16 protein-coding genes and 1 pseudogene are annotated in these 20,638 nt (G+C 37.9%); 2 read left to right on the forward strand and 15 right to left on the reverse strand.

Annotated elements, in window-relative coordinates:
• Window positions 1-853 precede the first annotated feature (853 nt).
• The 15 genes and pseudogenes from AN391_RS17785 to AN391_RS17860 all read right to left on the reverse strand — a co-directional run bounded on the left by AN391_RS17785 (window position 854) and on the right by AN391_RS17860 (window position 18,262).
• Window positions 854-1,312, reverse strand: a complete 459-nt coding sequence (locus AN391_RS17785; protein WP_055016634.1) for a hypothetical protein — start codon at window positions 1,310-1,312, stop codon at window positions 854-856.
• Between the two features lie 262 nt (window positions 1,313-1,574).
• On the reverse strand, window positions 1,575-1,817 hold the full coding sequence (locus AN391_RS17790; RefSeq protein ID WP_055016635.1) for a hypothetical protein: 243 nt from the start codon (window positions 1,815-1,817) through the stop codon (window positions 1,575-1,577).
• A 499-nt stretch (window positions 1,818-2,316) separates the two neighbouring features.
• A pseudogene (locus tag AN391_RS17800) lies at window positions 2,317-2,709 on the reverse strand (transposase); the annotation flags it as partial.
• 544 nt (window positions 2,710-3,253) lie between these two features.
• The gene (gene cas6f / locus AN391_RS17805) at window positions 3,254-3,865 is read right to left on the reverse strand and encodes a type I-F CRISPR-associated endoribonuclease Cas6/Csy4 (protein WP_055016638.1); all 612 of its coding nucleotides are present in this window, start codon (window positions 3,863-3,865) and stop codon (window positions 3,254-3,256) included.
• Window positions 3,866-3,867: 2 nt separating this feature from the next.
• Entirely contained in the window at window positions 3,868-4,920 is a 1,053-nt protein-coding gene (gene csy3 / locus AN391_RS17810) for a type I-F CRISPR-associated protein Csy3 (RefSeq protein WP_055016639.1), read from the reverse strand.
• A 14-nt stretch (window positions 4,921-4,934) separates the two neighbouring features.
• Window positions 4,935-7,022 (reverse strand): type I-F CRISPR-associated protein Csy2, encoded by a 2,088-nt coding sequence (locus tag AN391_RS17815; RefSeq protein ID WP_055016640.1) that lies wholly within the window; start codon window positions 7,020-7,022, stop codon window positions 4,935-4,937.
• A gap of 4 nt (window positions 7,023-7,026) precedes the next feature.
• On the reverse strand, window positions 7,027-8,256 hold the full coding sequence (locus tag AN391_RS17820; protein ID WP_055016641.1) for a TniQ family protein: 1,230 nt from the start codon (window positions 8,254-8,256) through the stop codon (window positions 7,027-7,029).
• 135 nt (window positions 8,257-8,391) lie between these two features.
• Window positions 8,392-8,676: a hypothetical protein gene (locus tag AN391_RS17825; protein ID WP_055016642.1), complete on the reverse strand. Its 285-nt coding sequence runs from the start codon at window positions 8,674-8,676 to the stop codon at window positions 8,392-8,394.
• A 71-nt stretch (window positions 8,677-8,747) separates the two neighbouring features.
• Window positions 8,748-9,512 (reverse strand): hypothetical protein, encoded by a 765-nt coding sequence (locus tag AN391_RS17830; protein WP_055016643.1) that lies wholly within the window; start codon window positions 9,510-9,512, stop codon window positions 8,748-8,750.
• A gap of 160 nt (window positions 9,513-9,672) precedes the next feature.
• Window positions 9,673-12,999, reverse strand: coding sequence for a type I restriction endonuclease subunit R (locus AN391_RS17835; protein WP_055016644.1), 3,327 nt, complete (start codon window positions 12,997-12,999; stop codon window positions 9,673-9,675).
• A gap of 51 nt (window positions 13,000-13,050) precedes the next feature.
• On the reverse strand, window positions 13,051-14,589 hold the full coding sequence (locus tag AN391_RS17840; RefSeq protein ID WP_055016645.1) for a restriction endonuclease subunit S: 1,539 nt from the start codon (window positions 14,587-14,589) through the stop codon (window positions 13,051-13,053).
• Entirely contained in the window at window positions 14,579-16,192 is a 1,614-nt protein-coding gene (locus AN391_RS17845; RefSeq protein ID WP_055016646.1) for a class I SAM-dependent DNA methyltransferase, read from the reverse strand. Before AN391_RS17845 ends, AN391_RS17840 begins: the two co-directional genes overlap by 11 nt.
• A 232-nt stretch (window positions 16,193-16,424) precedes the next feature.
• On the reverse strand, window positions 16,425-17,411 hold the full coding sequence (locus tag AN391_RS17850) for a sensor histidine kinase (RefSeq protein ID WP_055016647.1): 987 nt from the start codon (window positions 17,409-17,411) through the stop codon (window positions 16,425-16,427).
• 61 nt (window positions 17,412-17,472) lie between these two features.
• Complete coding sequence (locus AN391_RS17855) at window positions 17,473-17,949, reverse strand: hypothetical protein (protein ID WP_055016648.1); 477 nt, start codon at window positions 17,947-17,949, stop codon at window positions 17,473-17,475.
• 58 nt (window positions 17,950-18,007) lie between these two features.
• Window positions 18,008-18,262, reverse strand: a complete 255-nt coding sequence (locus AN391_RS17860; RefSeq protein WP_055016649.1) for a helix-turn-helix domain-containing protein — start codon at window positions 18,260-18,262, stop codon at window positions 18,008-18,010.
• Window positions 18,263-18,418: 156 nt separating this feature from the next.
• Here AN391_RS17860 and AN391_RS17865 point away from each other — a divergent pair, with 156 nt between their 5' ends.
• Window positions 18,419-19,003, forward strand: coding sequence for a hypothetical protein (locus AN391_RS17865; RefSeq protein WP_055016650.1), 585 nt, complete (start codon window positions 18,419-18,421; stop codon window positions 19,001-19,003).
• Window positions 18,997-20,379 (forward strand): DEAD/DEAH box helicase, encoded by a 1,383-nt coding sequence (locus AN391_RS17870; protein WP_055016651.1) that lies wholly within the window; start codon window positions 18,997-18,999, stop codon window positions 20,377-20,379. The genes AN391_RS17865 and AN391_RS17870 overlap by 7 nt, the downstream gene beginning before the upstream one ends.
• Window positions 20,380-20,638: the final 259 nt, after the last annotated feature.

Consider the following 20,638-nt stretch of genomic DNA (forward strand, 5'->3'; position numbering starts at 1 on the left):
AACAATTAAAACTTAGGATTAAAAATATTGCAGCGAGCTTAATTTTCATAATTACGTATAACGCCGTGCACAACTGCGAGGGTGATTGGCGGTTTTTGTGCGGTCTTTTGCACAAAAAGTGCCGAGCGCCCGAGTCTGTTGCTGCACTTTGTTATGTGATTGTTGCTTAATGGCATGGATAGCCTGACTGTATATTTTTTACTTTACCATCGTGGGTCTGGATCACAAAGCCACAATATGGCCTGCCTGAGCTAGGGCAATCCTGTGCAAAGTTAAACAATATTTGATTTGATTGCATATTACACTTAATAAAAGTGGTTGAACAAATCTCGTTCAATTGATCGATGCTTGTACCAATAGGAACCTTTGAAACAAGTAAAGAAAATTGTTGAAGTTCACAGTTATGAGTCGCGTGATAATTTATTTTGTTACTCAAACCTTGGGTTTTAGCATACCAATAGATATTTAAACTGATAAATGCAAACACTAGTACGGTTAAAGTAATACTGGTGGTTCTCATGGTTTTTTCACATAACGAGCCTGTAGAATTTCTATTTTTGTCAATTTAACCAATATTTCGAGCTCCTGTATCGCACTGTATGCGATTATTCCATAGTAAGGAATGCGTTTAACACCCCAAAAATCAGTTAAAAACTTGACTGAATTAGAAATTCTACAGCCTCAACGGGCTAATAAAGCTTGGCTATAATTGTGAGCACAGCGAACCAAGCCAAGCTTTATTAGTCCGAGTTGATTGTTTGCATGCGTTTATTCACACTAAAAAGACTTATCCACCTAGAAAATGATGGCAGATACCTAAAGTAAACGGAGCATCTTTTACCATTGAAATTCACTAACAGTCTGAAATATGAAACCTCACTTCTGCTACAAAGTTGTTATTCACGTCAACGTATTTTTGAATTAAGCCAACCTGTGAATATCCCTTGAACAAATTTTCTCTCTCTTCTTTAAAGTGCTTGCAAATAAGAGCTAATGACTCTTGTTTAACCATATCACCAACCTCTTGATAAGGAATTTCGAACGTCTCACGCGCGACATTCATTTGCAAATCCTCAACTACAAAATAGATACCGTTTTCTTTAATAAGTTTACGTCCTCTTATATTTGTAACGTCATCTACTTTCATAGGGTATTTAAAAGCTGAGTTATTAATGACAAACTCATTTACAAAGCGCTCAATCATTGGCTTTTCAACTGTTTTATTTTTTGAAACCGTACCTACAAAAAAGAAAAAAACTTTGACGACCAAAATAATGGCTATCATTTTTAGTATAAATTTTATTGTTCCCATTATAACTTCCCTTTGAACCTAAATATCTATGTGCAGCCTTTTAGCATGCTAACGAGACTGTAGAATTTCTATTTTTATAAATTTGGCCATTTTTTTGACCTCCTGTATCGCTTTCTAAGCGATTATCTCGTAGTAAGCAATGCATTTGAGCCCCCTTAAATCACCTAAAAACTTGACCAAATGAGTAATTCTACAGCCTCAACGCCTTGCTCACCGGCAAATTTGGAGCGCAGCGGAAAATTTGTCCGAGTGCAGCAACTTGTTAGGCATAATGCTTGAGTGCCTTTCGTGCAAGTGTGAAAGTAAGGTCGGTATTTTGGTCAAGCCAACCTTGGTTTACCAGAGCTTTGCAAAGCGAAAGCTCTAAATCAGATACTGCTAGATAGCTTTTTTGAGCTTTGAGTTTTAAGATCTTTTCTAGCATTGCAAACTCATCATCCGAAATGGCCAAGATATTTTCTGGTTCAGTTCTGTTACTGAATATTAGTAGAAATATTGATTTCACTTATCCCAGAAAAGCCATAATGCAGATACGCCACCCAAAAGAGTGGCTATTGTTATTATCACTTCCATCGTTTACTCAGGCTTGGTGGGTTCCTTAGCTTCGGGTTGACGGTGGAACTCTAGAAAAAGGGTTAGTGGTATCAGCCACGGTGCAATAAAAACCCACCCAATGATTGGTATAGCCGATAATAAAACCACGGTTAATCTGAGTATATTTACTTGCCTGTTGGTTTTTGAGTTATACCAAGCAGCTAAATTTCTTAAAAATTGCATAAATACTCCACTTTGTTGATTGCCTAACGAGCCTGTAGATTTACTCGTTTTTTTGATTTATTTGTTTATACATTCCACTCTATCTTAATTAATTCATTTAACAATCAAAAACGTAAACGTTTTTGACGGTTTTTATTTTTAGGGAATTATACGAATAATGTGGCTAAATAAGGTGTTTTCAGGGCTGAAGCGTTTATTGTTACAGTCGAACAGCATGCTTTTGGGCTTTATGACAGAGCATGTCTTAATTTTTCTATATTATGAACTAAGCAGTACATTTGCCATTGCGCGTTCACCTTGTCTTTGCCTCGTAAGGTAAACTGATTCATGCCTTTATTGACGGTGATATTGCCAAATACAGGCTCTATTGCACCTAACCTTTTGCTGTATTGCTGGCGTCCTGAGCCACTGTCTATTTTGATTTTCATTCTGGCGGTGTGATTGAGCTGTTTATTTTCATTGAGTTGGAATTGTACTTGTCGGCCGGTCTTGTTCGGTTTGTTGCGCATACATTGCCTCTGAAGTGGGCACGCTCTGCAATCCTTTAAATAACCCGTAAAACGGACATAGATTTTTTCACCCGTCTGTATTTGTTTGCTTTGGCGCCACATCGCTTTGCTAGCTGGACAGGTGCATGTCCCAGAAACCTCTTATGTGGGAAGCGCCAAAAGCTTAAAATTAGCTATTGACGTCATAGTCTCTTGTTAGCTTTTAGTGTAGTTTTGAGAGGCGTAGTTGATAATAACGGCACAAGCTAAGCTCATGGAAAAGAAATTGAATACCTGCTTGAGATTCTCAATTTAAATGGCGCTGAATAACAGTGAAATAAAAGTTATAACGCTAAAAACAAAAAAACCAACCTTTGAATATAAGACTGGTTTTTTCAATTACTACTCACTGCCTTTTCGGCATAATTACATTAACTTAAACATCGAATCGATTGTTTTTATCTTCAGCTGCCTATACGGCAGGTCACTCTAACGCTGCATTTATCCATCCGCCATCGTAATTCTCAGCTGCCTATACGGCAGGTCACTATAAAGATAGCTAATCTTATTTATATAATTCATATAATTAAAAAGCAAATTCAATTTTATCCACATTTTTAATGCATGTTCAAAGAACTTTAATATCAATGACTTATGATAACGTTATAAATAAAGGTTAATTACTCTCTATTAAGGGTGATAAATCAGGAACCGTGCCTTTAAACTTTTCATTTGAGGAAAAACCATAATTACTAAAGGTTGGCTCTGCTTGGCAGTCGGCATTTTGCTTTTGAATATGAAGAATATAATCTTCTTGTGAACTCTTACTAGTCATAGCTATCCTATGAAAAATATCAACCTCTCTTGGAGCTACGAGCTTTTTAGGATTAAAGTCTTCACCTCTTGCTAAGGCTCTTTTTTGCAGGCGCTTTAATCTTCTTCTACTTTCACCTGTAAATATTTTTGCTACCGCCTGATTACGTATAAAACGTACTTCTTCGCAAATGTCAGGAACGGCTAAAACTTGGCTTAATTTAAAAAAACCACAATCTTGCATGTCCACAAAATACGTCTGCTCTTTAAGGCTGTTTAAAATCTCCATATCCTTGTGAACAAAAGCAATTACATTACCAATTGATGAATCCGACCATGCAGGAAACGTAACCCCCATTCCTTCAATATTATGCTTCAAAATAAACCCATGCATGATAGAAATACAACGGCCAGTTAACAGCGCTAGATTAGCTTGTTTAGGTAAAAAGTGGACTGTGAAGTAATACCTTTGCATAACTACGCCTTTTTAGCCTCTGTTTTTTTCTGGAACATTCCGCCCTTAATCAATACAGAAAATAAATAATAAATACCTGGGTCTATATTTTCATTTTTATTAGTAATGCAATTTTTAAGGGCTGACAAATACCATTCTGTGTTTTTGAAAATAGAATAAAAGTTCTGCTCTGAATCGGGAGGACGTCGGGCAATACCTATTTCTTTATCTGCACCAAACTCATGCACTCGTAATCTTTTACTTGCATCCTCATCCCACCAATCATCAATTGACTGAAGCGCTGCACCTATTTTTACTGAATTAAAACTTACAGCGTAACGGCCATCTGCACACTTAGCTTTTACAAACTGTTTAGAGGCCTCTCCTTGCTTAACCTTGTCGGTAAGAATTTGGCTTGGGTAAATCTCTTGGCAAAATGAGGCTTCTATTTTCGCGGTTATATCAGCACTCCAAAACACATTGGGATCAGTTAATGCGCTCTCAATTTCATTACTAAGCTCTTCCAATACTTTTTGATCATCAGAAGCCCACTTACTTTCCCAAGCTAACTTACGGGTGTTATCGATTAAATAACAACTCCCTTTGCTGGTTTTAATTTCAATTTGAGTGTTGCCGGTGTTTTGATTACGCCAAAGCCATGTACCTAATAAAATATTTCTGCAATAACGAGTGGCTAACTCTTTATAACCACCACACTCTTTAAATGTTTCTGCCAGCTCTTTTAATAAAGAAAAAACCTCTGGATCACTACAGCCTGAAGGAGCTAACGAGTTAGCCTGAACCCTTAAAGAAAACCGACAAAATATATGTTCCACATTTGGAGGTACATAACACTCTTCTAGAGTTAATATATTATTATGCGTTAAGTCCTGAGGCGAGATGTTTTTTGGTGAAAACTGCGGGGTGAATGCTTCAGTAAAACCAGATTTAGGGCCTCTAACTTTATTAACATCAGCCTCTAGAGGAACAAAATCAGAGTCAGCCGTTTTATAAAAAAACACAGCTTTACCAGGATAAAGCGAGCGATCATATTTTAATATATTACATAGTTCCATTAAGTATTTTCCGGTTAAAATTTTTTCATTAGCATAAACTTTTCTTGTGCATCTAGCACCCAAAAAGCGCTATTAAAATAGTTACCAATACCTTTTAACCTAACACTAATGGCCGTTTCGTATTTCACCACTCCTATTGCTGGTTCAGCATAACAATGCAGTCTTTCAAGTGATCCAACTCTAGCCATCGGTTCAGTGAGTAACATATACCCCATCATAGATGGGCTTAGTTTAGAATAACTATTTGATAATAAGAGTAGCTCATCTAAATCCTGTATTTTGTGCTCAGTTGGCATAACCCAACAACCAGATAAAGGGAGTCGCCTTAACTTTTCAAATAACTGATTTTCATTACTATACAAACAGCACCAATTTATATTTGAATTAAGCTCAGGCTGATGCATAACACCACCTGCAAAGTTAGATGGAAAATGCGCTTTCAAAATACCTGGCTCACTATCTACTGCCTGTAAATCATCTTCATAACCATCAATGTGTATTATTAAATCAAATATCAAATCACAGTATTTGCCATCAATAATTCCTGGTCGCTTAAGCTTATTTTGCTGAGCACCTTGCAGGCTGAGTTCAGGAAGCTTTTTCCCTGCAACCGCAGAGTAATCTCTTATAAACCAAGAAAAAGATGTGAACCGTACATTTGTTCCTAGCGCCTCATTAAGTTTTCTTTGGTAGCTGTGAATCATACCCCAAACAGCGGTTAAAGATGGAATACCTGAGCAGTAAGGGTTCGATAACGCTTGCGCATCAAACACGCGTATACCGCTTAAATGTAGATAGCGATAATGTTCATCATCTTCTTCAATCAGTTCATTTTTTTGATCTGTAAGATTAATAAGTAGCCATTGTAAAGCTGCTTTTAAAGGGCTCATTAATTTAGGATGAAAAGCATACCTTTGTGTCATGCTCACACCGCCAAGCATTTCATTTAGTAACCTAAATAAAGGAATCGTTAGCGAAGGGAGTTCATTGTCGGGTAGCGATAGTATTTTATACTCTAGTTGCTCTGAAGCACTCTCAAGCTGTTCTAAGTCATGCCCATTCTCAATAGCGTCCAAGCGCCACTCATATATAGGTGAAAACCACTCTAAAAGCGTACTTCTTACATCTCTAATATTTTTTACTTTTTGTTGTCTACGCTGTTTAAGAGCCAGCGCATTATTACTAAATATAATACCTTCTAAAGCTTTAATTAATTCCGGCTTTAATAGTGCCTCAACGTTAAATACTGTTTGCCCATTGTTTAATTTAAATGCTCGTGAGTTACTTAAACCATGATATTTATTTCGTATATAAGGAGGGTAATTAAGCACATTAACAACACCACCTAAGGAAGCAGCTAACATACTGACAGCAGCAGGACGCGTAAACTCTACATTGCTAAATCGAGCTCGTTTATCAATTGCCGCCTGTTGAATTTTTGATTGAACAACCTGGCTAATTACAGGCGTAACAGCTAAGTAACCATCATGATAAGGCATTCTAATTTGGCGAGAGTAGCGGTCAACAGAGTCGGGAATAGCCTCTTCAGGCAATGATTTTTTAATGGTTACGCATAAGCTTTTAAATGCCTTAACGGATAACCCAAGAGAGGTAAATGCGGATTTCCAGTTATCCGAGTTCGTAGCTAATACTTGTGCCAAACAACAGTCTTGATTTTGCCATTTAAAGTAACTAACAAATAATTTAGCAAAATTAACTTTAGCAGCGTCATGTGACCAGCCATAGGCTTTAGGGTAGTTAGCACTACTCAAAACATAAGAGTGTAATTGTGGAGGCGCTACAGCTAAATTTTGCTTACTTACTCTAATATCAGGGTACTTTAAATTATGAGTATGAAACCACGCTATTTCCTTAATACATTTATTAATATGGTCTTCACTTTTTAAAGCCTGTTTTGCTAGCTGCTTATCTAGTAAGTCATCAATTTGGTTTTTCCGGTAAGTCAGGTTTAACAAAATAATCAGAGCAATGGCTTCGCTGCCTGTTATATCAATCATTGCCGTATAAGGGCTAAAAGCACGACGTAATAAACTATCTCGCTCAGTGGTGTCTGTAATTTCTAACAGTTCTTTTAAATGCATATACTCACCATGCCGACAAATACATTCTAGCTTTGTCATTTCCAAAACTGGTTTTGTACTCTATAACATGCCTTAAAAAAAACACGCCCTTATAAGGGTTGATCCGCTGGTTCATTTTATGACGAGACGCCGTTTGCAAAATACCATCTTGGTACAACCTATAAACCTGCTCTACTGAAGTGCCTAACAAAGTTGCAGCCTCTAATACGCTTACCAATAAGTCAGCTGTATTTGGCTTTTTAGTTTTAGGATTACTCTCAACCAAAGTAACTAAATAATCTAATAGAGCCCTATAAATAAAGTGATGTTCCCTCTGCTTTTGAGTACTCGGACAAGCCAAAATAGCATCCCCAAAAATAAACTTAAACTCTGTTTTATTAAACAAATCTATTAGCTTCATTTCTGCATTTTTACTTAATTCATCAAGCTCTTTGTAAAAAACTGCTGGCCACTTACTAAAATAATCCACAGCGTCATCTAAGCAAAAGTTATCTGTTTGAGAATACCGCTCCTGATACCAAAGGAGCGCAGCAAAGCGTTCTGTAAGAGTAGTGTTGTTAAATAGCGAGTTACTATCGTTGCGCTCACTTTTATCCAGAAATTTATTTAAGTGCTCAATGCTTAAAGTATTTATAAGTGAGGTACTAGCGCAAGTTAGCTCAAAACCGCATAAGCAATGAGTGATTGACTCATTCTCGATATAGTTAATTGGAGCACAGCATTCTGGGCAGTTGTGTAGCAAAGCACACTGATGTTTAGTGCACGCATTTACCCATTTTATGTGCCAGCTTTGTTTTATGTAAGCTTCTTCAGCAAGACATTGTGGGCATACAGGGATTGAATCAACGGCATCTTCTGGGTGGTAACGAATAAATTTATGGGGAATATCTACGCCATTTTTGTATAAGGCAGTTGAGGAGTTAAATTTAATATCTGACTTAAACAAAGCCAGTTTTTGTAACTCGTATCGAGGTAAATCTAGTAGCGTTTCCAGTAGCCCTAAAGCCCGCATTCTAAAGTGGCTATTATGCTTGGCGTGATAAACGTTGAGCCTTTTTAAATCTATCGGGAATGCACCATGCGCCTCAAAATCAAGCTCATGTAGCTCTTCGCGAATAGCTAAGCTTAGCCCTTCATACGAGTCAAAAAAATTCTCTGAAACGACCCGTAACAAGTAACTTTCCAGCGATTCGTCAGAAAATGCCCGAGCCTTGGGGGAAAATAGAAGAGCCATTCAACGCCTTAAAACTTAGAAATCCTAAGCATAAAGGTAAACCTATCCTATTTAATATGCAAGTCACATTATCAATGTATATTATTGTAAAGTTACCCTATAGACGATTCCTGACTTTAGTGATGCTATATAAGATTATGGCTTTTCTGCTAGATTAACAGTTCTAATAAATTCACTATTTTCAATTTCATAGCTGACTTCATCTAAATGATTAACTACATAACAGCTGCAATTCCACCTTTCATAAGAGACTGAAATTATTTTTCCCTCAAGATAACGCTCATTTTCTGAGCCTACCGACATTAAAACCTCTACATCGTCTCCATTTCCAAGATCCTCCCTATCACACTGCATAGGGTACAACTTACCATTTGGCGATAGTTGAACAAATGCTATTCGCTGTAGTTTGGATCTTGTCATTGGATAACCCTTATTGTCTTTTATTAGGTTGGTTGAAATTCTTTAACAAAAAAGAAAAACAAATGATTAAGCTAATTTGTATAAGTTTCCATAATTATACTCATCAGCTCTTCATCATTTAATTTTTCATCAGGAACTTCAAAGTCTTGAGCTATCATAGCCATTTGTTTTACTAGCATGCGGGTAATAATAGGATTATATGTTTGCATAAACTCAATAGCATGAGTAAAGGCTTGCTCTTGAAAATCAACTGACTGTTCAGTCTTTAACTGTATGGCCTTAAAGAATGACAAATTGTGATCATACCCATCTTTATCAATTAAACCTTGAAGGTAAAGTGCAATTGCAGCAGCCCTCCTAGCGTAACCGTAGGTCATCTGGATCAGCTTTGAACTAGCCATGATACCCTCTGTTGATTCGCCTAGATCATTAATTATATCAACAAAAATATAACCCGTTTGATTCTGCTTTTTTACAACATCTAGGAGCTTTACTTTATTTTTAGTCTTTGGCATGAATAATTTTTTTAAAAAACCACCCGTATTACTCAATGCTTCAACTTCTGCCAAAATTTGACTAAAAGGTAGCGACGTATTTATTCTGAACCACCAGTACCCTTGTGGTGAATAGCCTGTTTGTCTCCCCTCGAAGCAAGTATCATTACGAAAAGGGTTTTCTCCTTTTTTCCAATCCGATAAGGGTAACTGTATGCTTTGCTCAGGCATTGTAACAACTCCCTGATAAACACCACTCTTGTAAGTTACCTTTAAAATATGATTTGTTTTTGTATCTTTTACAGTAAAACCACCTTTAGTAATTTCGTAGTTTTTTGTCATTAGTCAAATTCCTTTTTGTTTAAGTTTTGAGAGTATTATTGCAAGGTAAAACAGGTCTACCTCTTGTACTAATTTAAAAATAATTTTAGTGAGTTATAGAGTAAGCTATAAACTCTATTTAACTTTCAAAGCGCCCACTGATTCACAATTATAGTTTCCTCTAATTATCTTTAGCCCTACTAATTTTAAAACTCTGCGCTTGCTCAAATATTTCTTTATACACTTCATCGCGGCTGATTGGTGGGTATTTAAATTTAGCGAGTATTAAAATCAGCTCGACTTTGAGCGATGATTTAATGTCGTCTCGGTTATTCCAATCTACAAATTTTACCTTGTCATCTACAATTACTTTTACCGCTTGGGCCAGCTCTATTAGCTTTTCTTCGGGGTAGTCAAAGTCGTATTTAACTGCAAGCGCTTTTAATGCGTCGTAAAAGCCTTTTTCTTCAATATCAATGCCTAGCTCGTCGCCTGCGTTCATTTCGTCGCGTACGCTGTAAATCATATCAACCATGCTTTCTGAAAAGTCATCAAGTACACTACTTACCAATACGTCATCTTCTTTTCGTTCGTTGTAGCGCTGTACCAGCGATTCAAAGCGTTTAGTAAAGTCGATACCTTGGGTTTGGTTCACTTTTTTAAGCTCGCCTATGGCTTTAGCTAGCATTTGTTGCAGTATTTTAATTTTGGTATTGGGGAGTTTTATTTTTTCTATTTTAGCGATGTAGTCGTCATTAAAAATATCAATTTCGCCGCCATCTTCATTGCCGAGTTTAAATACTTCTTCTACGCCGTCGCTTTGCAGGGCCTCGCTTATCATTTCACGCACTTTGGCGTTCATTTGCGCAGTATCGGGCGCTTCGCCTTTGGTTAGCTTGTAAATAATAGAGCGAATGGCGAGGTAAAAGTGAATGTGGTTACGCTCGTTTTCGTTAATTTTTTCACTACCGCAACATACATCATAAGCGGCTTTTAAACGCTTAACTAAATCCATAAAGCGCTTTTGGCGTTTTTCGGTAATCATTGCAAACTCGGCGGCGTGGTTTAAGCAGTTTAATTGAGCAACGGCTTCGCCGGTAAAGTAAGGGCTACTGTCAAATTTATGAAATAGATCGGCAAGTAGCGCTAAATGGTTTTTTACCTCAATAACCGAGGCGGTAATGTCTTCAAAATTGGTTTCATCTGTTTTTGAATACTGCGCTAAGGCTTTATTCATTTCAGATTTTATACCAATGTAGTCAACCACTAGGCCTTTATCTTTGCCTTCAAACTGGCGATTAACCCGCGAAATAGTTTGTATTAAGCTGTGCTTTTGCAGTGGCTTATCTATGTACATGGTATCTAAAAATGGCACATCAAAACCGGTTAGCCACATGTCTACCACTATGGCTATTTTAAAGTTTGAGTTTTTGTTTTTAAATTGCTTATCAAGCTCTTTACGCTCGTCTTTACTGCCAAGTAAATTATATAGGCGTTCAACGTCGTCTTTGCCACGCGTCATTACCATTTTTACTTTTTCAGAAGGCGCTGCAATACGGCCTTCGCTAATGGCGCGCTTTCGCTCGGTATCTGATAGTTTTTGCGCGTCATCGGTATCTACTACATCAAACCACTGTGGGCGTAGTTCTTCTAGCTCTTGATACAGCTGATAGGCAATACCGCGCGAGCTACACACAAACATAGCCTTTCCTGCAACCGTAGAGCCTTCCTCAACGCGTTTTTCGTAATGTTCAACAAAGTCTCTTGCTAATACACGTATGCGGTCAGGATCGCCTAAAATGCTATTCATGTTAGCGGTGGCTTTTTTACTGTCTTCTATTTGCAGCTCATTGCTGCCTGCATCGGCGCATTCTTTGTAATAGGCTTCAATTTCTGCCAGCTTGCTGTTGTTTAAACACACCTTAGCGGCACGGCCTTCGTAAACAATGCGTACGGTTATTTCATCTTTAACCGACTCCGTCATGGTGTACGAGTCAACCACTTCACCAAATACATCTAAAGTCGCATCTACTGGGGTGCCTGTAAAACCAACATAGGTAGCGTTCGGCAATGAGTCATGCAGGTATTTAGCAAAACCAAAGGTCTTTTTTACACCTTTTTCGGTAATGGTAATTTTTTGATCAAGATTAACTTGGCTACGATGCGCCTCATCAGAAATACAAATAACGTTAGTGCGATCAGTTAATAACTGGGTGTCTTCGGTAAACTTATGAATAGTCGTTAAAAACACACCGCCACTGTTACGGCCTTCTAGTAACTCACGTAAGTGAGTACGGCTGGTAACAGTTTTTACCGTATCATCGCCAATGTAGGTTTTAGCATTACCAAACTGCTGCGAAAGTTGATCGTCTAAATCGGTTCGGTCGGTAATTAAAATAATGGTGGGGCTTTTAAGTTCAACGCTTTTCATCAATAAGCGTGTTAAAAATTGCATGGTGTAACTTTTACCGCACCCCGTTGCGCCAAAATACGTACCGCCTTTACCATCGCCTTGTGGCTTTAAATGCAGTTTTATATTTTCAAACAGTTTATTAGCCGCATAATATTGCGGGTAACGCGGAACAATTTTTATCTCTTTTTTGCCCGCGTTTTTATTATCAGAGTCAGGGAAAAATACAAAATTGCGCATTACATCGCGCAAGCGCGCTTTATCAAACAAGCCCTGCAATAAGGTATGTAACGAGTTAATCCCCTCTTGCGCAGTGAGCTCTTGCCCCGTTACTTTACCCCACGAGTAAAAAAACTGATACGGCGCAAATAAGTTACCCATTTTATTGTTTACGCCATCGCTTATAACGCACAAGGTATTAAACACAAATAACTGCGGAATAGCACGTTTATACCGCACAGTTAATTGCTCATAGGCTTCAAAAATTGGGGCTTGCTCGCGTATTGCGCTTTTAAATTCAAACACCACCAATGGCAAGCCATTCACATATAAAATGCCATCGGGAATACGCAGTTCAATATTGTCGTAACTTGTGGGGCTTTCTATTTCTAACTGAGTAACAAAGCGATAAATATTGTCATCTTGCAGGTAAGTCACGCTTGCTTCATTCACGTTATCGAGAGCCATATTATCCAAAGCTGCCATCGCACTGCCTGCTATTAGGCTACTTTTAATGCCTTGCTCAACGTTGTCGTAGTCAAGCAGCTGAATATACAAATCTTTTTGCGCTGCGCTGCCTGCTACCCTGCCACGCTCGCGTGTCAGTAAAAAGCCATCACTGAGCCAGTTACAAAAGGTTTTATTACTCTCGTATAAATCACTGGCTGGCAGCTTTTCAAGCTTTGCAATTATTGAGTCTACTTCACCTGTTGTAATATTATTTTTAGCGTAACGCTTGGTTAAAAAAGCACGGAGGTCTTCTTTAATTAGTACCTCGCTGTTATTACGGCTAAGCTCACCACCTAATAAATGCGGGTAGCCTTGCTCGCCTAATAGCTCAACCACCGCTTGTTCTAATTTGGCTTCAGTAAATTTCATCAAACATCCTTATTCTTTTTGTATTCACCTTTAAACGCTTAGCTAAAGCTATTAATCGACTACTTCTTCATCAATGGCTACATCGGGTATTTGTAGTTCACCAGAGATGAGTTTGGGTAGTAGCGTGTCGCGGAGCTTCGTTAACTGAGTCGTAGACTTATAATTCTGAACAATTTTATCTTTAATATCTTCAAAAAAATCAGAAGATTGCTTAAGAATCGAATTTGAAGGCATTAGAATTTCGAAACGATCAATTTCTTTTTTACCCAAGTGTGCAACAGTTGTACCAACTTGGGTATGTTCTTGAAATGCTAAAAGTGGAGCTAATGAGTATTTGATGAATAAATTACTAATATATTTTTTTCTTCCTTTAGCTAAAAATAAGCGCTGGTTTAAAAAACCATCTTCTCCTGACCAGACTGTTGCTCTAAATTCTGCATCCATTCCAACAACAATGTCCCCTGCTTTTATTAGCGTCCGCTTTGGATGTAGCTCATCACTCCAATTTTGTGGAGACCCTGTTTTTAGATCTCGAATACGAATAATAGGGTGCCCTATAGCATCATTATTGAATTGCTTAGATTTGAAAGGAGCACCGTATACTATATCAATTGATTCATAAATTGACTCCACTTCCCAGCCCTTTGGAATCCAGCCTAGTTGTTCGTTTTGTTCGAACTCATTGGGGAAGTGAGCGTGGGTGTTGGCGTGTTGCGCTAATATTTTAGGGTTGCCGTTAAAGTTTGCTTTAACCGGTGTTTCAGCGGCTTTTTCTGATACTTGCACTGCTGCTTGTGTTGCTTCTTTTGTTGGTAGCTGTGCTTGTAACTCGTGAGCGAGCGCACTGAGTGAGGTTTTTATTTCAGCCGCATTTTCTAAGCTGTTCAGTGCCGCTAAGCGGCGCTGTGCTTTTTGTTTTAACTCGTCAGGCAGACTAGTTTCAAGGTTTTCTAACTTAAAATCAACGCTAGCAAGGAGGTTATCAAATACAGGATCAAAATCAACAAACCAGCTTTTAAATAACGCCTGCGCCATTTGCTCTAAGGTTTGGTTGGTTTGACGGTTGAGCTCTATTCTATGCTCAAATGGTTTTAATACATTTTTTATTTTTATTTGTTCGGCAATACTTGGAAATTTAAATGCTACCCCACCAACGACTTTCCCGCTGACAAACGGCATCGTAGAAGACGAATTAAGAGATTGAATATATCTTTTATGAACAGGATTATTTAACAAATAAACTAGAAAATCTGAATCTACTTCGTTACTAGTTTGAATTCGCAAAACATTCCAAGCGATGGCAAACTCAAAATCAACGTTTACTTTTGCAGCAGTACCAAATTGACTTCCGATATTTGTATATAAAACATCTCCCTTTCTAGGTTTACAAGTATCTTTAATTCTACTGAATGTTTCTTCATCGACAAAAGCACAATCTCGGTAATCTATTCTACCCGATAAAATATTGTTCGCTCTGATTACAATAATTCCTTCAGATGAATATTTAACTTTTTCTGTTGTGGTATTAACTCCTTGATTTCGTTTTTTAATAACTTTATCTAATTCACATATTTTCCAATTACTCCCCATAACCCAACGCCTCCAAATTCTTACGAATCGCTTTATCAAGCTCATCACTTTGGTTCATTTGGCTATAAAGCGTTTGGCTAAGTTCGCTCATTTTAGTCTCAAACGGAATGCCATCGTCTGCAATATCAGCAGCGCCTACATAGCGCCCTGGAGTTAGTACATAGTCGTTAGCTTTAATGTCGGCAAAGGTAGCTGATTTACAGTAACCGGCGATATCCGCATATTCTTGTTCTTGATTTATGGCTAGCTCTTCGCCGCGCCAAATATGGTAGGTTTCGGTTATTTTAGCTATGTCGTCGTTGGTGAGCTCTTTTAAGGTGCGGTTAACCATAGAGCCCATTTCACGGGCGTCTATAAATAGCGTTTCGCCTTGGCGGTCGCGGCGTTTTAGAATGCCTTTTTCGTTATTACCGCGTTTATCTTTACTTATAAACCATAAACACACGGGAATTTGCGTGGTGTAAAACAACTGTCCTGGTAGGGCTATCATACAATCGACCAAATCGTTTTCGATTATTTTTTGGCGAATATCGCCCTCGCCACTGGTGTTTGAACTCATTGAGCCATTAGCCAATACAAAGCCTGCGGTGCCATGTTCGCTCAATTTTGAGATCATGTGCATGATCCACGCATAGTTAGCATTACCGGTTGGCGGTGTTGGGTAACCTGCCCAACGGGCATCGTCAACTAGCTCGTTATCGGCGCGCCACTGTTTTTGGTTAAACGGCGGGTTTGCCATGATGTAATCGGCTTTTAGGTCGGGGTGTTGGTCTTTAAAAAAGGTATCGCCTGCTACATCGCCCAAGTTGCCCGAAATACCGCGCACGGCTAGGTTCATTTTAGCCAGTTTATAAGTGGTGTTAGTGTACTCTTGCCCATAAATAGACACATTTTTTTGGTTACCGTTATGGCTATTAATAAACTTAAGCGATTGCACAAACATACCGCCCGAGCCACAACATGGGTCGTAAATTTTGCCTTCGAACGGTTCTATCATATCGGCGATTAGGGTAACAATTGACTTAGGTGTATAGAACTCGCCCCCGCCTTTACCTTCAGATGCGGCAAATTTACCTAAAAAGTATTCGTACACACGGCCGACTAAATCTTCTTCTGTTTTTTCGTTTTGGTTGGCAATGGTGTCGATATTATTAATGGTATCGATAAGCGCCGAGAGCTTACTGGCATCAAGCCCTAAACGTGAAAAGTAGTTATCGGGCAATGCGCCCGTGAGTGATTTATTGTTTTTTTCAACCGCGTGCAGTGCGGTATCTATTTTAACGGCTATATCGCCTTGCTTGGCGTTGGCTTGAATATACGACCAGCGTGCGTCTTCTGGTAGATAAAACACGTTATCCATCGCATAAAAGTCGACCATGTCGATGTATTCATCACCGTACTCGGCAATAATGGCTTTTTTACGCCCTTCAAACTTGTCACTAATAAATTTAAGAAAGATTAAGCTTAAAACAATGTGCTTGTATTCGGCTGATTCAACACTGCCGCGCAGTTTATTGGCAGCATCCCAAAGGGATTCTTCAAACCCGACTTGTGTTTTTTTTGTGGCTTTTTTTGTAGCAGGCTTTTTTGATGCAGCGTCCATGTGGTCTCTCTTTGCAAGAATATCAATATAAATTATTGGCTTATCATACCGCAAAGGTCGTGTTTTTTTGAGTGTTAATTAGTAATAAATTGGTATTAAAAGATCGGAGTAATTGTATGTATTATCCCCTCAAGAGAATGGCTCTTTCTAAACTATATTTTTATTTACGGAAACTATAAAAATATTAGCTATAAAGCATTCACTAAAATGCTATAGCTAAACTTAAATAACTTTAGATTAACTTAGATATCCCTGAAGCTTTTACTTTTATTCCAGACTCTTCAGCTTCATGCTCTCCCATATTAATAATATCTTCAAATATTCCTAAAAATTGGCTTGGCGCCTTGTTTAGTCTGAGCCCTATGTAGGTGCCAGCAAAATTAAGGGTTTGCTTATTTATGGTTCTACCTTGCGATACAATTTTTGCACTGCCGCTACCGAGCATAAACCAACCAAATGAAGAGACTAATTGCTCTAATACATATAGTCCAAACCCCGAGTTTTTATAAATATTTTCAGACTCAACGATTTCTGTCGTACCTGAGACACCTGGCTTTATAGCATTCAGTAACGCATCTATTTCTGATTCAAATTTAAATGAACGACCTAGAGAAGATAATATTCCAACCCCCTCATCTATTACAGCGACTTCAACACGCCCATTCACCCATCGTTGCCCACATAAATAACATTCATTTGTTAACGAATGCTCAAATACATTTCTTACGATCTCTCTTAGTGCATAGCGATAAAGCCTATTTTCTTCTGTTTCCAGTTGCGTCCCTGATAGCAAATTTGCAAAGCGCCTGACCTTACCTGTGATTTCGTCATACCACTGTTGAATATTTTGTGTTTGTAAATCAAACACTGGCTTTTCTATTCTGGTTATTGGTAAGTAAGTCATGGAACCTTGAGCCTCACCAACTTCATTTCCTTCATCCATACCAATAAAATCAAAAAAACCTAAATGGCGAAGATAACTATGCGCATCGCCAGAACTATCGTGACCTTTTATTCTTGTGCTTAATCCGCTTTCTCTCCTGTATTTTATCCATTTTCGAATTTTAGAACCTGCGATCAGCATCCCACTTGGGTACGAAAACTTCAAGGTAGTGCAATCGATTAAAATTTCTGGTGTATTCTGGTTGTCTTCTAACTCATTAAAAAAAGATTTGAGTGTATCTCGGCCTAAATTCCGAGGAAAAAGTATGGTCTTCATTGCGTTTCTACTCACTAATCCGCTGTGCTAATAGTTACAAACGATATAATTCACTTTAAAATTAGGGCTGTTTTACTTCATAACCCTTAGCTGAAGAAATGGCCCATGTATACTCAGAGCCATTTCCACCTAGAATTATATCGAAACCAAAGCCTTTACTCGTTAAAGGAGGGATATTAACCTTACTAATATAATATCTTGAGGTTTCCTTTTTTCCATCTACAGTCGTAATTTTAACCTTTAACTCTGTAACTGTAATTGATTCATTACCATTGTAAATATCGCCGGAATAATAATTTGAATAATCTAAACTTGCACGACCGGTTAAGTTTAACCGTTCTTTAACTTCAAGTTGTTTAATTTCTTTAGGCGTGGTTTGCTTTTTATTTTTTTCGTAACAAGACCTATGGATTAACTTAGCGCCAACATCACTTTTAACGCCTTTCATATTCTCAAGAATACATTCATCATAAGTTGCGGGCTTTCTATCACAGCCCAATAGAAATAAAGTAACTAGTATTAAAGGGATAATTCTCATAAACATCCTTATTTATATGATAAATAAACTAAAAATTTTTCTCGAATTACAAGATTTACTATTCTGATTCAAGTAATTTAATTAGTTTTCGCTTGCCTTCTTCATCTAGCTTTTCGATTAAACACGCAAGAGTTGCGCTTTCTTCTGACTCACAAAAAAAGTAATTTACGGGAACATTTAGCTCGGTTGCTAGCTTTTTTAAAGTAGCTAAGTCGGGCATGTGGCGACCTGTTTCGTAATGGTTCATTCTGCCACTGGCTGAACTTGGATCCATCCCTATTTTAATACCTAACTCTTTTTGGCTTATTTTCATTCGCTTTCGAGCCTCTTTAAGACGCTCTGTAAAAAAGGATTTAACCTGCACCGTTGCTTCATCTTGGTAACTCTCACATTTAAATGATTGTCTAGTTTTTACATGAGCATGTATACTTAGGAATCCTAAGTTTATGGTGAGAAGTAAGGTTTAGCAATGAGTAAAAAAGCGAATATGAATGTATTTTTACATTTTCTTTTGGTAATCAAGCAGATGAATAACTTCACTGTAACAGAAGCGAAAAACGCTTTATTACGTGAACTGCCTACGTTTACTGATTCAGTAGAAACCCGAAAGTTTGTATATCGCCAATTAACTCGTAATGTTGCAAATGGACTCTTAAGACGAACCAATAAATTAAATAAGGAAGCTAAGGAGGTTATATATTCAACAACAGAGCTTTTTTCAAGTTTAGAAATCGTTCCTACTTCTAGGCGAGGCAAAGTAAAACAAATAGATACTGCAAATATTAGCGTTCCTGATATTTCGACCGAAACTGTTAAAGTTATTGAGTACCAAGAAGAACTTAAAAAAGATTTATTAACATACGAGATTGATTTAAATACTGTACTTGAAGAAGCTAAAGAGTATCAGCGCCTTTCTGCACGCTACCCTAAGCTGCAAGAACAGTTGCAACTGCATCACACTCAAGCTAAAGAAAAGTCGATTAAATTACTTGGCAAAATAAACGCTTTGCAGACTTTATTGGGTAATAAAATAAAAGAAAAAAAACCATGCTAAGGGGTTGGCAAACAGCCTGCTTATCGGCAGTTAAAAAGCATTATTCCCAAAGTAATAAGCACTTTTTTTGTTTAGCTACACCTGGGGCCGGTAAAACTGTATTGGCGGCAGAAGTTGCAGCGTATTTATTTGAAACTAAACAAATAGAATTTGTGATTTGCTTTTCACCCTCTAGTGAGGTGGCCAATGGTATTAGAATGACGTTTGCTAAGCGGTTAAATTGTAATTTTGACGGTGTTATTGGCTCAGTTGGTTGTTCGTATACTTATCAAAATATGCGCTTTTTTAATGACGACTACTGGAAGTTATTAAAGAACAACCGCGTGTTAGTGGTGTTTGATGAAATACACCACTGTGCTGGTTCAAGCATTGAGGATGCCAATGTATGGGGCCAAGATATTGTTAAAAACATTCAGCAGCACGCTGCTTTTACGTTAGCGTTGACAGGCACACCTTGGCGCTCTGACCTTCTTCCTATCGCGCTGGCAACTTATAGCGACCCTGATAATAAAATAATATGTAATTACACTTACTCGCTGCAACAGGCGGTAAATGATGGTGTTTGCCGTAACCCTAAAATTGTTTTAATTGATAATGAAGAAATTTCGGTAACAACCACGAAACAGGAAACTAAAACCTATAATTCATTAAAGTCTTTGCTAAAAGATCCATCGATTTCCTACCAAGATCTAATTAAGCACGAAGCGGTGATCAATTACATTATTGCTCAAGGGGTAAGTAAACTTGCCACTATTAGGCAGCAGAATAGCAATGCCGCAGGGTTAATTGTTGCCTCTTCGGTTGAGCATGCAGAGCAAATAGTGATGGTTCTTACAGATATTTTCCATCAATCAGCAACCATAGTTACTTACAAAGAAAGCGATGCTGCCGAGAGAATTAGTCATTTTCGCTTTAGCAACACACAATGGATTGTAAGCGTTGGAATGGTGTCGGAAGGTACTGACATACCTAGGCTGCAAGTGTGTTGCCATTTAAGCAGAGTTAAAACCGAGCTTTATTTTAGGCAGGTGCTTGGCCGTATATTAAGAGTAAACAGCTCACCAAACCAAGAAGCTTGGTTATTCACCCTCGCCGAAGAAACACTAACCACCTTTGCAAATAGAATCGACCAAGAGCTACCTGACACATGCGTACTAATAAGAAATAACGCTATAGCAAATGAGTATTTTGGAACCGAGGTTCATAAAAAGTCAGGCTCCACACGGCCCGATAATCAGCCAATTGCTCAAATTGATGATTTATTATTTTCATGGGGATTACCCGACCAGCCGCAAATAAAACCTCGAGAAGAAAGTTTTTTACAAGCTTTTGGCGGGTTTAGAGAGCGGGTAATAGAGACGTTTTTAGCCGGTTAATTTGAAGCAATTCACATTAGTCTATAGAGTTTTAATGATTAGGCTTAGGTTTCATCTGACAGGCCCCTATGAGCGATCAGCAGACGGTCATCTTTTTATATCAAATGCATTTAAGATTTCCCTGACTTGATGTAAATAGTAATTTGACTCTTATATAAGGAATGATATGAGTATCGTGAGATAAGGTTTACTTAGCTACTTTATGTTAATGTAAATAAGGTAATAATTAATTTTTAAGGTTGAAGTAATGGAATATAAC

The organism is Pseudoalteromonas sp. P1-13-1a, assembly GCF_001401875.1.
Taxonomy (GTDB): domain Bacteria; phylum Pseudomonadota; class Gammaproteobacteria; order Enterobacterales; family Alteromonadaceae; genus Pseudoalteromonas.

Coding starts and splice junctions, on each gene's coding strand:
- AN391_RS17785 (WP_055016634.1), bottom strand. CDS start 1,312: ATGGGAACAATAAAATTTATACTAAAAATGATAGCCATTATTTTGGTC.
- cas6f (WP_055016638.1), bottom strand. CDS start 3,865: ATGCAAAGGTATTACTTCACAGTCCACTTTTTACCTAAACAAGCTAAT.
- csy3 (WP_055016639.1), bottom strand. CDS start 4,920: ATGGAACTATGTAATATATTAAAATATGATCGCTCGCTTTATCCTGGT.
- AN391_RS17815 (WP_055016640.1), bottom strand. CDS start 7,022: ATGCATTTAAAAGAACTGTTAGAAATTACAGACACCACTGAGCGAGAT.
- AN391_RS17820 (WP_055016641.1), bottom strand. CDS start 8,256: ATGGCTCTTCTATTTTCCCCCAAGGCTCGGGCATTTTCTGACGAATCG.
- AN391_RS17825 (WP_055016642.1), bottom strand. CDS start 8,676: ATGACAAGATCCAAACTACAGCGAATAGCATTTGTTCAACTATCGCCA.
- AN391_RS17830 (WP_055016643.1), bottom strand. CDS start 9,512: ATGACAAAAAACTACGAAATTACTAAAGGTGGTTTTACTGTAAAAGAT.
- AN391_RS17835 (WP_055016644.1), bottom strand. CDS start 12,999: ATGAAATTTACTGAAGCCAAATTAGAACAAGCGGTGGTTGAGCTATTA.
- AN391_RS17840 (WP_055016645.1), bottom strand. CDS start 14,589: ATGGGGAGTAATTGGAAAATATGTGAATTAGATAAAGTTATTAAAAAA.
- AN391_RS17845 (WP_055016646.1), bottom strand. CDS start 16,192: ATGGACGCTGCATCAAAAAAGCCTGCTACAAAAAAAGCCACAAAAAAA.
- AN391_RS17850 (WP_055016647.1), bottom strand. CDS start 17,411: ATGAAGACCATACTTTTTCCTCGGAATTTAGGCCGAGATACACTCAAA.
- AN391_RS17855 (WP_055016648.1), bottom strand. CDS start 17,949: ATGAGAATTATCCCTTTAATACTAGTTACTTTATTTCTATTGGGCTGT.
- AN391_RS17860 (WP_055016649.1), bottom strand. CDS start 18,262: ATGAAAATAAGCCAAAAAGAGTTAGGTATTAAAATAGGGATGGATCCA.
- AN391_RS17865 (WP_055016650.1), top strand. CDS start 18,419: ATGAGTAAAAAAGCGAATATGAATGTATTTTTACATTTTCTTTTGGTA.
- AN391_RS17870 (WP_055016651.1), top strand. CDS start 18,997: ATGCTAAGGGGTTGGCAAACAGCCTGCTTATCGGCAGTTAAAAAGCAT.